Origin of the sequence: Sphingobium sp. SJ10-10, assembly GCF_036038995.2 — a bacterium.
Taxonomy (GTDB): domain Bacteria; phylum Pseudomonadota; class Alphaproteobacteria; order Sphingomonadales; family Sphingomonadaceae; genus Sphingobium.
This window is the reverse complement of record NZ_CP158132.1, coordinates 1,840,902-1,855,003: the sequence shown is the minus strand read 5'-3', so window position 1 is coordinate 1,855,003 and position 14,102 is coordinate 1,840,902. Positions and strand designations below refer to the sequence as shown.

At 63.3% G+C, this 14,102-nt stretch carries 17 protein-coding genes; 9 read left to right on the top strand and 8 right to left on the bottom strand.

Annotation, left to right across the window (positions count from 1 at the left end; genetic code table 11):
* The first annotated feature begins 18 nt into the window (after positions 1-18).
* Positions 19-1,494 carry a M48 family metalloprotease gene (locus VVT58_RS08925; protein WP_327752734.1) on the top strand — a complete coding sequence of 492 codons (1,476 nt, stop codon included), beginning with the start codon at positions 19-21 and terminating at the stop codon, positions 1,492-1,494.
* A gap of 70 nt (positions 1,495-1,564) precedes the next feature.
* On the opposite strand, the gene VVT58_RS08920 is transcribed toward VVT58_RS08925, so the two are convergent.
* Positions 1,565-1,726 carry a Flp family type IVb pilin gene (locus tag VVT58_RS08920; protein ID WP_046764629.1) on the bottom strand — a complete coding sequence of 54 codons (162 nt, stop codon included), beginning with the start codon at positions 1,724-1,726 and terminating at the stop codon, positions 1,565-1,567.
* A gap of 138 nt (positions 1,727-1,864) precedes the next feature.
* On the bottom strand, positions 1,865-2,050 hold the full coding sequence (locus VVT58_RS08915; RefSeq protein WP_066555411.1) for a Flp family type IVb pilin: 186 nt from the start codon (positions 2,048-2,050) through the stop codon (positions 1,865-1,867).
* A 78-nt stretch (positions 2,051-2,128) separates the two neighbouring features.
* Here VVT58_RS08915 and VVT58_RS08910 point away from each other — a divergent pair, with 78 nt between their 5' ends.
* Complete coding sequence (locus VVT58_RS08910) at positions 2,129-2,536, top strand: (deoxy)nucleoside triphosphate pyrophosphohydrolase (RefSeq protein ID WP_327752735.1); 408 nt, start codon at positions 2,129-2,131, stop codon at positions 2,534-2,536.
* A gap of 53 nt (positions 2,537-2,589) precedes the next feature.
* On the opposite strand, the gene bfr is transcribed toward VVT58_RS08910, so the two are convergent.
* From bfr to VVT58_RS08895, 3 genes are all read right to left on the bottom strand, one after another.
* Positions 2,590-3,069 carry a bacterioferritin gene (bfr, locus tag VVT58_RS08905; protein WP_327752736.1) on the bottom strand — a complete coding sequence of 160 codons (480 nt, stop codon included), beginning with the start codon at positions 3,067-3,069 and terminating at the stop codon, positions 2,590-2,592.
* A 148-nt stretch (positions 3,070-3,217) separates the two neighbouring features.
* Complete coding sequence (locus tag VVT58_RS08900) at positions 3,218-3,388, bottom strand: bacterioferritin-associated ferredoxin (protein ID WP_025547882.1); 171 nt, start codon at positions 3,386-3,388, stop codon at positions 3,218-3,220.
* A 54-nt stretch (positions 3,389-3,442) separates the two neighbouring features.
* Positions 3,443-4,687, bottom strand: a complete 1,245-nt coding sequence (locus tag VVT58_RS08895; RefSeq protein ID WP_327752737.1) for a DUF418 domain-containing protein — start codon at positions 4,685-4,687, stop codon at positions 3,443-3,445.
* A gap of 62 nt (positions 4,688-4,749) precedes the next feature.
* Between VVT58_RS08895 and VVT58_RS08890 the strand changes: the two genes are divergently transcribed.
* Complete coding sequence (locus VVT58_RS08890) at positions 4,750-5,517, top strand: methyltransferase domain-containing protein (protein WP_327752738.1); 768 nt, start codon at positions 4,750-4,752, stop codon at positions 5,515-5,517.
* Positions 5,518-5,674: 157 nt separating this feature from the next.
* On the opposite strand, the gene purT is transcribed toward VVT58_RS08890, so the two are convergent.
* The gene (gene purT / locus VVT58_RS08885; protein ID WP_327752739.1) at positions 5,675-6,844 is read right to left on the bottom strand and encodes a formate-dependent phosphoribosylglycinamide formyltransferase; all 1,170 of its coding nucleotides are present in this window, start codon (positions 6,842-6,844) and stop codon (positions 5,675-5,677) included.
* A 129-nt stretch (positions 6,845-6,973) separates the two neighbouring features.
* Positions 6,974-9,151: a phosphoribosylformylglycinamidine synthase subunit PurL gene (gene purL, locus VVT58_RS08880; protein ID WP_327752740.1), complete on the bottom strand. Its 2,178-nt coding sequence runs from the start codon at positions 9,149-9,151 to the stop codon at positions 6,974-6,976.
* Positions 9,152-9,256: 105 nt separating this feature from the next.
* Here purL and VVT58_RS08875 point away from each other — a divergent pair, with 105 nt between their 5' ends.
* Positions 9,257-9,685, top strand: a complete 429-nt coding sequence (locus VVT58_RS08875; RefSeq protein WP_327752741.1) for a DUF805 domain-containing protein — start codon at positions 9,257-9,259, stop codon at positions 9,683-9,685.
* Positions 9,686-9,891: 206 nt separating this feature from the next.
* Here VVT58_RS08875 and VVT58_RS08870 read toward each other — a convergent pair whose 3' ends face one another.
* Positions 9,892-10,272 carry a hypothetical protein gene (locus VVT58_RS08870; RefSeq protein ID WP_327752742.1) on the bottom strand — a complete coding sequence of 127 codons (381 nt, stop codon included), beginning with the start codon at positions 10,270-10,272 and terminating at the stop codon, positions 9,892-9,894.
* 168 nt (positions 10,273-10,440) lie between these two features.
* Here VVT58_RS08870 and VVT58_RS08865 point away from each other — a divergent pair, with 168 nt between their 5' ends.
* The 5 genes from VVT58_RS08865 (at position 10,441) to queA (ending at position 14,082) form a co-directional block, all read left to right on the top strand.
* Positions 10,441-10,701: an exodeoxyribonuclease VII small subunit gene (locus tag VVT58_RS08865; RefSeq protein WP_066555426.1), complete on the top strand. Its 261-nt coding sequence runs from the start codon at positions 10,441-10,443 to the stop codon at positions 10,699-10,701.
* A gap of 26 nt (positions 10,702-10,727) precedes the next feature.
* Positions 10,728-11,636: a farnesyl diphosphate synthase gene (locus VVT58_RS08860; RefSeq protein ID WP_327752743.1), complete on the top strand. Its 909-nt coding sequence runs from the start codon at positions 10,728-10,730 to the stop codon at positions 11,634-11,636.
* A gap of 4 nt (positions 11,637-11,640) precedes the next feature.
* Positions 11,641-12,150 carry a pantetheine-phosphate adenylyltransferase gene (coaD, locus tag VVT58_RS08855; RefSeq protein ID WP_066555427.1) on the top strand — a complete coding sequence of 170 codons (510 nt, stop codon included), beginning with the start codon at positions 11,641-11,643 and terminating at the stop codon, positions 12,148-12,150.
* 108 nt (positions 12,151-12,258) lie between these two features.
* Positions 12,259-13,026 (top strand): peptidylprolyl isomerase, encoded by a 768-nt coding sequence (locus VVT58_RS08850; RefSeq protein WP_327752744.1) that lies wholly within the window; start codon positions 12,259-12,261, stop codon positions 13,024-13,026.
* A 27-nt stretch (positions 13,027-13,053) separates the two neighbouring features.
* Positions 13,054-14,082, top strand: a complete 1,029-nt coding sequence (gene queA / locus VVT58_RS08845) for a tRNA preQ1(34) S-adenosylmethionine ribosyltransferase-isomerase QueA (protein ID WP_327752745.1) — start codon at positions 13,054-13,056, stop codon at positions 14,080-14,082.
* Positions 14,083-14,102: the final 20 nt, after the last annotated feature.

The window sequence follows — 14,102 nt, the reverse complement described above, 5'->3', positions numbered from 1 at the left end:
GGGGAGGCAGGAGGTAGTGTGAAGCAGTTATCGTCTCTGGCTTATGCGGGGTTGGGCTTCATAGCCTTGGCCGCCGCGCCGTTGGCACTCAGCCAGCAGCGGGCGATTCGGACGGTTTCGTCGATCAGCCCGCAGGAAAAGGAAGCCGGCGCCAAGCAGCATCCCCAATTGCTGAATGAATTTGGCGGCGCCTATGCCGGGCCGCAGGCGAAATATGTCGAGGGCGTGGGCCGTCGCATCGCGGTCCAGTCCGGCCTGTCCAACGCGCAGGGGGACTTTACTGTCACCCTGCTCAATTCGCCGGTGAACAACGCCTTCGCCATCCCCGGCGGCTATGTCTATGTCACGCGGCAGCTCATGGCGCTGATGAACGACGAAGCCGAGCTTGCGGGCGTGCTTGGCCATGAAATCGGCCATGTCGCGGCCCAGCATGGCCAGCGGCGGCAGCAGACGGCGCAACGCAACGCCATTGGCGGCACGCTGCTTCAGGTGCTGACGGGCGCGCTGCTGGGTGATTCGGCGCTGACCGGCTTGCTGCAAAAGGGGATCGGTCAGGGCAGCCAATTGCTGACGCTCAAATTCTCGCGCAGTCAGGAATATGAGGCGGACGATCTGGGCATCCGCTATCTCGCTTCGGGCGGCTATGATCCCAAGGCTCTGTCGACCATGCTGGCTTCGCTGGCGGCGCAGAGCAGCCTGGACGCCAAGGTTGCGGGAAGCGCCCACTCGATGCCCGAATGGGCGAGCACCCATCCCGATCCAGCCTCGCGCGTCGGTCGCGCCGCCCGCAATGCCGCTGCCAGCGGGTCGGCCAGCACCGTGCGCAACCGGGATGCGTTTCTGAATGCATTGGACGGCGTGCTGTACGGCGACGATCCGAAACAGGGGGTGATAGAGGGCAGCCGCTTCCGTCATCCCGATCTGCGGCTGAGCTTCATGGCGCCTTCGGGCTTCGGCATGGAAAATGGCGCGAGCGCCGTCACGGTCGCGGGATCGGGTGGGCAGGCGCAGTTCAGCGCTGCGCCCTATAGCGGCGACCTGTCCGCCTATATCGATTCGGTGTTCGCCAAGCTGGGCGGCGGCAATGGCGGCGTTCCACCCGGCGAGGTCCGCCGCACGACCGTCAACGGGCTCCCTGCGGCATGGCGGACGGTTCGGGCCAGCACCCAGTCGACGCAGGTCGATGCGACCGTCTTCGCTTATGATTTTGGTGGCGGAAAGGCCTATCACTTCCTGTTGCTGACGGCGGCGGGACAGGGAATCGGTCCCTTTTCGACCATGGTCCAGTCGGTGCAGCGCCTTTCGGCGCAGGATGCGGCGGCGATCAAGCCTCGCCAAGTCCATGTCGTCACCGTCAAGGCTGGCGACACCGTCCAGTCCCTGGCCAAGCGCATGGCTTATACGGATTACGCGCTGGACCGTTTCCTGACGATCAATGGCTTGACGGCCAATAGCGTGTTGCGACCGGGCCAGCGGGTAAAGATCGTCACCTGATAAGAGCGGCGCGCAACAAAAAGGGCGACGGAATTGCTTCCGCCGCCCTTTTGCATCAATGCGTTCGAGCTTACTTCAGGTTGCCCGAGACATTGTTGAAGGTGTTGCCGAGCTTGCCGCCCAGGCTGGTCATGGCGCCGATGGCGGCAACAGCGATGAGAGCAGCGATCAGGCCATATTCAATGGCGGTCGCGCCCTTTTCGTTCTTCAGCATCTTGCGGATGAACTGCATTGGAAGTCTCCTTGCCTCAAGTTACACGTTTAACTACCCGGCCGCCCCCCGCTTGAAATGAAGGTCAGCTTCGACTGGTGTAGAGGGGGTGGGTTGATAAAGATTTAATGAGCCGAAAAGGGTGTCAGATATTGATGGTTAATGCGCCAGGACTTCGGTCGCGACATTGTTCCACATGCCGATGGTCTTGTTGGCGACGTTCGACATGGCGCCGATGATGGCGAGGCAGATGAGGGCGAGGATCAGTCCATATTCCACCGCCGTCGCGCCGCGCTGACAGTAGATCAGCTTCCAAAAGCTGAAATTTTTAAACAATGCGCGCATGCCACACCCCATTTACACACAGCCCAGAATGCCCTTGTAAAAGTGGCAGAGTTAACAAACCCCTCAAGCCGGACCATTATGACGATAATTTCTCCTCTTTTGGTGGTCGCCGCCGCTCTGGTCGACGCGGATGGCCGCGTTCTGTTGCAGCAGCGCCCGCCGGGAAAGCCGATGGCGCATCTCTGGGAATTCCCCGGCGGCAAGGTGGAGCCGGGGGAAGCGCCCGAAGCCGCGCTCATCCGCGAGCTGGAGGAGGAATTGGGCATTCGCACGCATGCGAGTTGCCTCGCGCCCGCGACCTTTGCGAGCGAGCCGCTTGGTGACCGCCATCTGCTGCTGTTGCTCTATGTCTGCCGCAAATGGCAGGGCATGGCCGAAGCGCGGCATGCGACCGCGCTCCAGTGGGTCAGGCCCGCGCAAATGTATGCGCTGGACATGCCGCCAGCGGATTTGCCGCTGATCGGTTTGCTCGATTCGCTGATCTGAGGGGAAAGGGCGGGGCGGCGCGCCGGATGGGCCGGCCCCGCTCTTGCGAGGGCTTATTCCTCGGCGGCCTTGCTCTGTAGCTGGACGTAGTTCTGGATACCCATGCGATCGATCATCTCGAACTGGGTTTCCAGCGTGTCGACATGCTCTTCCTCACTTTCGAGGATGTACTGAAACAGATCGCGGCTCACATAGTCGCGGATCGATTCGCAGTAGGCGATCGCATCCTTCAGCACCGGCAACGCTTCATATTCCAGTTCGAGGTCGGCCTTTAGGATTTCTTCCACTGTCTCACCGATCTTCAGGCGGCCGAGCAACTGGAAATTGGGCAGGCCGTCGAGGAACAGGATGCGCTCCGCCAGCTTGTCGGCGTGCTTCATCTCGTCGATCGATTCCTTATACTCGAACTTGGCCAGCTTCTCGATGCCCCAATGGTTCAGCATGCGATAGTGGAGGAAATATTGGTTGATCGCGGTCAGCTCATTTTTGAGAACCTCGTTCAAATATTCGATGATCTTGGCGTCGCCCTTCATGGCGTTCTTCTCCGGCTGTAAGGAAGTGCCGGGATGATAGGCGTTTCGCTTCCGTTTGTTAATCGGGAAAGCCTTGGAAATCCGCCATTTCCCGATGCGCTATTGCGTCGAGTTCGCGGCTGTCAGATGCGTTTGATTCGCAGTGACTTCAAATGGAGGCGCGTTCCGCTGCGATGATCGTGCGGGCGAAGGGCACGCACTGACCGCATTTGGGCCGCCGGCCAAGGCGGGCATAAGCGCTGCATGGGGTTGCGCAACCTTCGCGGGCCACTTCCTTGAGATCCTTTTCCCGAATGGCATTGCAGACACAGACAACCATGCAAATCTCCTGGGATCGGAGATAGCGCAGATGATAATAGGTCGCAATAGGAATTCAGTCGCTGTTGCGAATCTTTTGCGTTTTGCCGTGCGCGAGGCTGCGCCACAGCCATTCTGCCGGTCCTAGCGCGAATCGGCGCTGCCAGAGCGGCGACCAGATCAGCATGAGCGCCCATGCGGCGATGACCAACGGCGGCAGCAATCGGTGCGGCACATGGCCGAACAGCCCAAACCCCCAACCATAGAAGATCGCGCACATGATAAGGCTGCTGCCCAGATAGTTGCTGAGCGCCAGGCGACCGACGGCGGCGATCCGCGCCGTGAAGGGTGCGTCGCGATGGCGCGTGAACAGCCACAGGATCAAGGCGGCCCATCCCACGGCCAGCGGGATGCGGAAGGGGAAAGACCAGGCCAGAACCGACCCCAGCGTCGCGAGGGGTGCGAACCGGCTCGAAATGATCCACGCCGCGAGCGCTGCCATGGGGATCAGTCCGATCAGGAAACAATGCCGCGCGGTTCGCCAATATTGCTCCGCCTGCCAGCGGGCGGTCAGGAAACCACCCTTCAGCATCGCCATGCCCAGCAGCATGAACCCCAGCGTATCGAATGTGACGAATGGCAGCGTCGTCAGCCATTGGCCGCCGAACAGGGCGATATGATGCAGGACGATCCCGGCATAGCCGCCGCGATAGGTCATATATTCGCTCCGGATCGCCGGATGCGCAGGGTCGGTAAGCGAACCGATGAAGTTGGTGAAACCCGCGCTGACGCTGGCTGCCGCGTCGGGCGCCCCGGCGGCATGGCCCCAGGCATATAGCGTGCCGATAAAGGCCACGCAGACCAGGAAATGCACCAGGAAGAAGAGAAAAGCCCATTTGACGAGCGCCAAAGGCTCCTTGCGCACGAACAACAGCGCGGCGAGGCCAACCAGCGCATAGATCATCAATATGTCGCCCCACCACAGCAGCAGATAATGGGCGAGGCCGAAGACGAACAGCCAGGCGGCCCGGATGATCTGCGCCCGTCGTCCGTCGCGCCCGGCCATTTCCTCCTTGTCGATCAGCAGCAGCATCGACGCGCCGAACAGCATGGAGAACAATGCCCGCATCTTGCCATCGGCGGCCAGGAAACCGACCGTCCAGAAGGCGATGTCTCCCGTGGAGAGCGGCCCTGCCGCGGCCGGGCTGAAATAGGCTTGCTCAGGCAGGGCGAAGGCCGCGATGTTCATCCAGAGAATTCCCATGACCGCGCAACCGCGCAGTACGTCCATGGCGGGAATCCGGGAGGAAAAGGCAGTCATCGATCAGGGCCGTCCTTGAAGAGGCTGGAAAAGAGAGTGTGGCTCTGTCAATGCGACTAGCCATGAATGGTCGGCGCAAGCAACGAATAAGCGACGCTTTCGGCGCGGCGGCGGGGCGTTATGACGATCATGCCGGGCCGCAGCGGTTGGCCGCCGCGCTGGTGGCTGATCTCGCGCAGCGGCAGAGGCCCGATGGCGTCGGGCGGATATTGGAGATCGGCTGCGGCACCGGTTTCCTGACGCGCGACATCCAGGCGCGCTGGCCGGGCGCGGAACTGGTGGTGACGGACCTGTCGCCCGACATGCTGGCGCGGGCGGCGACGGGAGGGCTGGTCGCGGGCACATTCCTGACGATGGACGGCGAAGCGCCGATTTTCGAAGGGGAATGGTTCGACCTGATTCTTTCCAGCCTGGCCTTTCAATGGTTCGATGATCTGGAGGGCGCCATTGCCCGGCTGGCAGGATTGTTGCGGCCGGGTGGCAGCCTCATCTTTTCGACCATGGGGCAGGGCAGCTTCACCCGCTGGCGCATGGCGCATCAGGCCAGCGCGGTGAGTGCCGGTATCCCTGATTATCCGTCGCTCGAAACCCTGCGGTCGATGCTGGCGCGTTTCGAGGACGCCTTTGCTTTTGACGAGGATTATGCCCTGGTCTGTGGTGGCGCGAAGGGACTGATCGCCCATCTCAAGGGCATCGGGGCGGTGGTGCCGAGCGAAGGGCGCAAGCCATTGGCACCCAGGGATTTGCGTCGGGTGATGGCGGCCTTTGATGGGGGCGGTGGCGATGATGTTTATCAGGTGCTGTTCGGGCGCGTAACGCGGGCCGGGTAGGTGCGTGGGGTTTAATGACTGCAAATGGTCAATTGTGGACGTTGAAAATATCGTCATCCCAGCGAAAGCTGGGATCTCAGGCGAGAGCGCACGGCCTAGCCTCACGAGATCCCAGCTTTCGCTGGGATGACGGAAAATGAAGGTCCGCCTTCCACCCCTATTCGCTGTAAACGATCCGAACCTTGTCCGCCGCTTCCGCTGCAACGGCCCGCGCCTTGCCAGCATCCTCGGCCCGGGCCAAAGCTACGCCCATGCGGCGATAGGGACGCGTCGTCGGCTTGCCGAAGATGCGCAGATCGATTTCCCCGCCGGGCGTGGAGAGCGCTTCAGCCAGTCCTTCGAACCGGAAGTTGCCTGACTCCCGATCCGCCAATATGACCGCCGAAGCAGCGGCCCCAAGCAGCGTCACTTCCGGCACCGGCAGGCCCAGGATCGCCCGGGCATGCAGGTCGAATTCGCTCCAGTTCTGCGAGATTAGCGTCACCATGCCCGTATCATGCGGACGCGGCGACAGTTCGGAGAAGATGACGTCTTCTCCCTTCACGAAGAATTCCACGCCGAAAATGCCGTAACCGCCCAGATTGTCGACGACCTTGCGCGCCATATCCTGCGCGGCGGCAAGCGCGGCGCTCGACATCGGCGTGGGCTGCCAGCTTTCCTGATAGTCGCCGCGTTCCTGCCGGTGGCCGATGGGCGGGCAGAAGCTGACGCCTTCCCGGCTGCGCACGGTCAGCAGCGTGATCTCATAGTCGAAGGCGATGAATTCCTCGACGATCACGCGGCTGCGGTCGCCGCGCATATTGGCGACGGCATAGGCCCAGGCGGCTTCCAGTTCGTTGGCGCTGCGCACCGTCGTCTGTCCCTTGCCGGAGGAGGACATGACCGGCTTGATGACGCAGGGCAGGCCGGTATGTTCGGCGCCTGCCAGCACTTCCTCCAGCGTTTCGGCATAGCGATAGCGGGAGGTGCGCAGGCCGAGCTCCACTGCCGCGACTTCGCGGATGCGGTCGCGGTTCATCGTCATGATGGTGGCGCGGGCGGAGGGGACGATGGTGACGCCGCGCGCCTCGAATTCGGCCAGAACCTCGGTACGGATCGCCTCGATTTCCGGGACGACGAAGTCGGGCTGATGCTTTTCGATCGCCTTTGCCAGCAGATCGGCGTCGAGCATCGAGAAAACCTCGAACCCGTCTGCCACCTGCATGGCGGGAGCGTCGGCGTAGCTGTCGCAGGCGATGACCTGCGCGCCGAGCCTTTTGGCGGAGATTACGAACTCGCGGCCCAGTTCGCCTGAGCCGAGGAGGAGAATCTTCGCGGTAAAGGCCATGGCGGGGCTCCTTGGAATAAGCTCCTCCCCTTCAGGGGAGGGGTTGGGGAGGGGGCTATCCTCGGGCGCTGCGCTTGGGGCGATCCCCCACCCCCGTCCCCTCCCCTGAAGGGGAGGGGTGAGCATGACTTAAAGTTCCGCGTCCATCAGGGCAGGGAAGAAGCCCTCATGCGCGCCGCGTAGCTCAGCCAGCGCCACACCGATGACCTTATCGCCTCGGCAAGTGCCGATCTTGACGGCGCCCGCAATCTCGACGCCCTGGGCAGCAGTAACGATGTACCGGCCTTGATCCTCGCCAAAGGCGCTCGCGGTCGTAAGAGCGATATTCAGTTCAGCGCCGATCTTCCCGGCCAGCGCCATTTCGGTCACGGCCACCAGCAGGCCGCCATCGGAAATATCATGCACCGCATTGACCTTGCCCGCCGCGATCAGTGCGCGGACGGCTTCGGCATTGGCGCGTTCAGCAGTCAGATCGACCTTAGGCGCATCGCCTGCTTCCCGGCCGGCGATCTCGCGCAGCCAGATCGACTGGCCAAGATGGCTGCCTTCACCGCCAATGACCCAGATCGCGTCGCCTTCATTCTTGAAGGCCACGGTCGCCATCATATCGACATTCTTGAGCAGGCCGATGCCGCCGATCGCGGGGGTCGGCAGGATCGCGGAACCGCCGCCGGTCGCCTTGGATTCGTTGTAGAGCGACACATTGCCCGACACGATCGGGAAATCGAGCGCGCGGCAGGCGTCGCCCATGCCTTCGAGGCAGCCGGTCAACTGCGCCATGATCTCCGGCCGCTGTGGATTGGCGAAGTTCAAACAGTTGGTGACGGCCAGCGGCGTCGCGCCGACCGCCGAGATGTTGCGATAGCATTCCGCGATCGCCTGCTTGCCGCCCTCATAGGGGTCGGCATAGCAATAGCGCGGGGTGCAGTCGGTGCTGATCGCAATGCCCTTTTGCGAGCCATGGACGCGGACCACCGCCGCGTCGCCGCCGGGACGCTGCACCGTGTCGGCGCCGACCATATGGTCGTACTGTTCCCAAATCCAGCGGCGCGACGCGATGTCGGGGGAACCCATCAACTTGACGAGGTCCGCGCCAATGTCGGCGCTTTCGGCAATCTCGCCCAGCGGCTTGACGCCCGACCAGAGCTTATATTCGTCCTTCGGCATCGCCGGACGGTCATAGAGCGGCGCATCGTCGGCCAGGGGTCCAAGCGGAATGTCGCACACCGTCTCGCCCTTGTGGACCAGCACCATGCGGCCGGTGTCGGTCACATGGCCGATCACCGCGAAATCCAACTCCCACTTGCGGAAGATTGCTTCGGCAAAAGCTTCCTTGCCCGGCTGGAGTACCATGAGCATGCGCTCCTGGCTTTCCGACAGCATCATTTCATAGGCCGTCATGCCGGTTTCGCGCTGCGGCACCATGTCCATGTTCAGTTCGATGCCAACGCCGCCCTTGGACGCCATTTCCACCGAGGAGGAGGTGAGGCCCGCCGCGCCCATATCCTGGATCGCGACGATCGCGTCTGAGGCCATCAACTCCAGGCAGGCCTCGATCAGCAGCTTTTCGGTGAAGGGGTCGCCCACCTGCACGGTCGGGCGCTTCGCATCGGCATCGTCACCGAAATCCGCCGACGCCATGGTCGCGCCATGGATGCCGTCGCGGCCGGTCTTGGAGCCGACATAGACGATCGGATTGCCGACGCCCGAAGCGGCGCTGTAGAAAATCTTGTCCGTATCCGCGACGCCCACGGTCATCGCGTTGACCAGGATATTGCCGTCATAGGCGGGGTGGAAATTCACCTCGCCGCCAACGGTCGGCACGCCGACGCAATTGCCGTAGCCGCCAATGCCATGCACCACGCCGCTGATGAGATGCTTCATCTTCGGATGATCGGGGCGGCCGAAGCGCAGCGCGTTCATGTTCGCCACCGGCCGCGCGCCCATGGTGAATACGTCACGAAGGATGCCGCCCACGCCCGTTGCCGCGCCCTGATAGGGTTCGATATAGCTCGGGTGGTTGTGGCTCTCCATCTTGAAGATCGCGGCCTGGCCGTCACCGATGTCGACGACGCCCGCATTTTCACCGGGGCCGCAAATGACCTGCGGCCCTTCGGTCGGCAGCTTCTTCAGATGGATGCGCGAGGATTTGTAAGAGCAATGCTCCGACCACATCACCGAGAAGATGCCGAGTTCGGTGAGATTCGGCTCCCGGCCGAGCGCGTGCAGGACGCGATCATATTCTTCGGAAGAAAGCCCATGTTCGGCGACGACCTGGGGCGTGATCTGGGGTGCGGTGCTGGACATGTGCGCGCCTTTAGCGGGGGAGCGCCCGATAGACAATGCTGACGCTCGCGCACGGGCGAAAACATGATAGCTTTCGCAGGTCGGACGACAAAAGGGGAGTTGCCCATGGAATGGATGCTGTTGCCGCTGCGCCGCTATGCCAAATTCTCCGGCCGGGCGCGGCCCAAGGAATATTGGATGTTCGTCCTGTTCCTGCTGCTCTGCTATGTCGGTGTCGGGATCGTCGAGGGGCTTCTTGGCCTGAGGACGACCGATCACTGGTTCCAGCGCGGTCCCTGGTGGGCCAGTGCAGGCTACAGCACGCGGGGCGGGCCGCTCACCGGCCTGTTCACGCTGGCGATGCTGATTCCCAATATCGCCGTGTCCGTCCGCCGGTTGCACGATACGGATCGCAGCGGCTGGTGGCTGCTGATCGTCTTTTTCCCGATCATCGGCAGCATCGTCCTGCTCATCTTCTTCATCATGAGCGGCACGCGTGGAGCCAATCGTTTCGGCCCCGATCCGGTCGAGGTGGGGGAGCCGGAACTGCGTTGAAGGCTTGGCTTATGCTCCTGCGCAGGCACTCGAACGAGGCGAAGTGGCTCGCGAGAGCCCAGGTTAGGCCTTTCCTCTTTATCGCGAGTTGGGACTGGGCTCCTGCCTCCGCAGGAGCACGTCACCCCAAGTAAAAGCGTCGCTTAAAAGAAAAAGGCCGGCCTCCACGGGGGAGGGCCGGCCCGGATGTGCAGGATGGGAAGAAATCAGGCCTTGCAGCTAACCGCGCTCTTGCCCGGCAGGGTGGCGGTGATCTGCTTGCCCGAACCCTCGACCTTGTAACCCGCGCCTTCGAAGGGCTTGCCGGCTTCTGCGGCGGTCAGCTTGGTCGGCGCGCCGTCCTTTTCGGTGCGCAGATTGGCCGTCTTGTCGTCGCTCATGAAGTCGACGAAGATCAGGCTGTTGTCCTTGCACCGATATTGGCGGCTTTCCTTCACCATCGGCGGCAGCTCTACAGGAGCGGCATTGGCGAGCTTTTCGGCCATGGGATCGGCAGGGCCGCCCACGACTTCGGGTTCGTCATTCTTGTTGCAGGCCGACAGCAGCGCCAGCGCCGCCACGGAGATCAGGGAGAGATGATATTTCATAGCGGTCCTTCTATGTGCATTAGCTACGCCAAGCGTCAACGCAAAACTGCCATAAGTCCGCCAGCCACTGGCGTGACGTCATGACGTTTTCATGACGGGAAGACCGGAATCGGCGGCGATGGCCCATGTGGGCTTGACCGGGCGGGCGGGGGCCGCCAATGCAGGGCAATGGCGCAAGACAGCAATATACAGCAGGGCGATCCATCGCAAATGTCGTTCGAGGATGCGCTGCGCGCGCTCGAATCGATCGTCCGGCGGCTGGAGAGCGGGGACGTGCCGCTCGACGAATCGATTTCGCTTTATTCGCAGGGCGAGTTATTGCGGAAGCGCTGCATGGAACGGCTCCAGGCGGCCGAGGCCCGCATCGCCAAGCTGACACTCGACGCCGACGGCGCCGTGACGGGCGCGCAGCCCTTCGGCACGGACTGAGCGTGCAGAATGCGGGAGAGGCGGCCATGAGCGGAGCCGACGCCGCTCCATCCCTGGTAGCCAGCCGCGCGGCCGCCATCGCGGTGGAGGTCGACCATCTGTTCGACGTGCTGCTGACGGTCCCCGACGATCCGCGCCGGCGCCTCTATGAAGCGATGCGCCATGCCGCCATGGGCGGCGGCAAGCGGCTGCGCCCGCTGTTGGTGCAGGCGGCCAGCGACCTGTTCAACATCTCGCGCGATTCGGCTCTGAGGGTCGGCGTCGCGGTCGAATGCATCCATGTCTATTCGCTGGTGCATGACGATCTGCCGGCGATGGACGATGATGACATGCGCCGGGGCAAGCCGACCGTCCACAAGGCGTTTGACGAGGCGACGGCTATCCTGGCGGGCGACTGCCTGCATGACCTGGCCTTCGAAGTGCTGGCGGATGAGGAAACCCATCCGGACCCCTTCGTCCGGGTCGAACTGGTGAGGGCGCTGGCCATCGCCAGCGGCACCAGCGGCATGGCAGGCGGGCAGATGATGGACCTGGAGGCGGAGAAGGCAAGCTTCGACCTGCCCACCGTCAGCCGGCTCCAGCAATTGAAGACCGGCGCGCTGATCGGCTTCTGCGTGGACGCGGCGGCGATCATGGCGCGCATCCCGCCCGAGGCGCGCACCCGCCTGCACGGCTATGCGCGGGACATCGGCCTTGCCTTCCAGATTGCCGACGACCTGCTCGATGTCGAGGGCGACGCCGATCTCGCGGGCAAGGCGCTGGGCAAGGATGCGGCGGCGGGCAAGGAAACCTTCGTCTCGCTGCTGGGGGTGGACCGGGCGCGGGAGCAGGCCCGCCTGCTCGTGGAACAGGCCAAGGCGCATCTGCATGGGCACGGCCCGGAGGCCGACCTGCTGCGCGCCATCGCGGATTATATCGTGGAAAGGGATCGCTAGGGGCATGAGCAAGCAGAGGGTGGGGGTTTATCCCGGCACATTCGACCCGATCACCTTGGGTCATATGGACATCATTCGGCGCGGCGCGAAGCTGGTCGACAAGCTGGTGATCGGCGTCACGACCAACATCTCCAAATCGCCCATGTTCTCCGACGAGGAGCGGCTGGACATGGTCCGCCGCGAATGCGCCGGGATCGACACGGAAATCGTCGTCACCGGCTTCAACTCGCTGCTGATGGACTTTGCCGAATCGCAGGGGGCCAGCGTCATCATCAGGGGTCTGCGCGCCGTCGCGGACTTCGAATATGAATATCAGATGGCGGGGATGAACCAGCAGATCAACGGCCGGGTCGAGACGGTTTTCCTGATGGCGGACGTCTCGCTCCAGCCGATCGCCTCGCGGCTGGTCAAGGAAATCGCGCTTTACGGCGGGCCGATCCACAAATTCGTCAGCCCCGCCGTGCGCGACGATGTGGTCGAGCGGGTGGCGGCTTTGGGCCTCAAGGGCCAGTAACGGCTTCGATAAAGGCTCCACTCAGCCTTCGTTCAGTTGCCAATCGCCAAGAGGACGCTATCAGAGGCAGCTTGGCATCTGGCTAGAAATATGAGGAAAGCTTCATTCATGCGGTTCACGTCGGCGCTCAAGACCGTGGCGATCGGTTTCGCTCTCTATGCATCGAGCGGCGCGGCCCTGGCCCAGGGCGGCGGCGGACGCAATGCCGAGGAAATGAAGAAGGAAGAGGCTGCCGTCCGCGCGGAGCAGGCCGCCAAGCAGCTTGGCCTCGATCCGGCCTCCAAGCTGCCGCCTGCGACGGTGCCGGTGGACCCGCAGAATGTCTGGGACCTCGATCTGTCGAGCGGCGGCCGCGTACGCATCCAGCTACGCCCCGACATCGCGCCCACTCATGTCGAGCGGATCAAGGAGCTGACGCGTCAGGGCTTCTACAACGGCCTCAAATTCCACCGCGTCATCCCCGGCTTCATGGCGCAGGGCGGCGATCCCAAGGGTGACGGCACGGGCGGTTCGACGCTTCCCGACCTGAAGGCGGAATTCAACCCGATGCCGCACCTGCGCGGTACTGTCTCCATGGCCCGTGCCCAGAGCGATGACAGCGCGAACAGCCAGTTTTTCATCGTTTCCCTGCCGCGCATGCAGCTCGACAAGAAATATACGGTCTTCGGCCGCGTGATCGAGGGCATGCAATATGTCGACGCGATCCATCAGGGTGAGCCGCCCGCCGATCCGACCCTTATCCTCCAGGCGTCGATCGAAAGCGACGGCAAGCCGCCAGTGACGGCGCTGCCGACGCCGCCTGCGCAGGCGCCCTCGATCATCGCGCCGCCTGCGAAGGCGCCCGCGAAGAAGCCGGTTGCGTCGAAGAAGAAGTAAGGCGCCCCGTTTGCGGGGGCAAAAGCCATGCGCGTAGACCTGTTCGATTTCGACCTGCCGCCCGAAAGCATCGCGCTCCGGCCCGCTTCTCCTCGCGATTCGGCGCGGCTGTTGCTGGTATCCGGCAACGCGCCTTTCGAGGACCGGATCGTGCGCGACCTGCCGGGTCTGCTGCGGGCGGGCGATGTGCTGGTGTTCAACGATACCAAGGTCATCCCGGCCCAATTGGAGGGTGTGCGGGGCGAGGCGAGGATTGGCGCGACGCTTCACAAGCGCCTTGGCCTGCGCCAGTGGCAGGCCTTTCTGCGCAATGCCAAGCGGGTGCGCGACGGCGACCGGATCGATTTCGGGGCGGGAGTCACGGCCATATCCGGACCGCGTGACCAGGATGGCGGCGTCACGCTGAGCTTCGAGGGCGAGGAGCCGGTGGAAGTGCTGCTGGAACGGGCGGGACGGATGCCTCTGCCGCCCTATATCGCCAGCAAGCGCCCGACCGACGAACGGGACCGCAGCGACTATCAGACCATGTTCGCGCGGGAAGACGGCGCAGTGGCCGCGCCCACGGCGGCGCTGCATTTCACGCCGGAGCTGATGGCAGCGCTGGAAGCGGCGGGCGTGGGGACGGAAACGCTGACACTGCATGTCGGTGCTGGAACCTTCCTGCCGGTCAAGGCGGATGATACCGACGATCACCGCATGCATGCCGAATGGGGACGGATCGATCAGGCGACGGCGGATCGGTTGAATGCGGTGCGGCAGGCGGGTGGACGACTGATCGCGGTCGGCACCACCAGCTTGCGCCTGCTGGAAAGTGCGGCGGGAGCGGATGGCGTCATCCGTCCCTTTGCCGACGAGACGCGGATTTTTATCACGCCGGGCTATCGCTTCCGGGCGGTCGATGGGCTGATGACCAATTTCCATCTGCCCAAATCGACATTGTTCATGCTGGTGAGCGCCCTGATGGGGCGGGAGCGGATGCGGGCGGCCTATGACCACGCGATTGCGCGGGGTTACCGCTTCTACAGCTACGGGGATTCCTCGCTCCTGCTGCCTTGAGGGGCTATATTGGGGGAGAG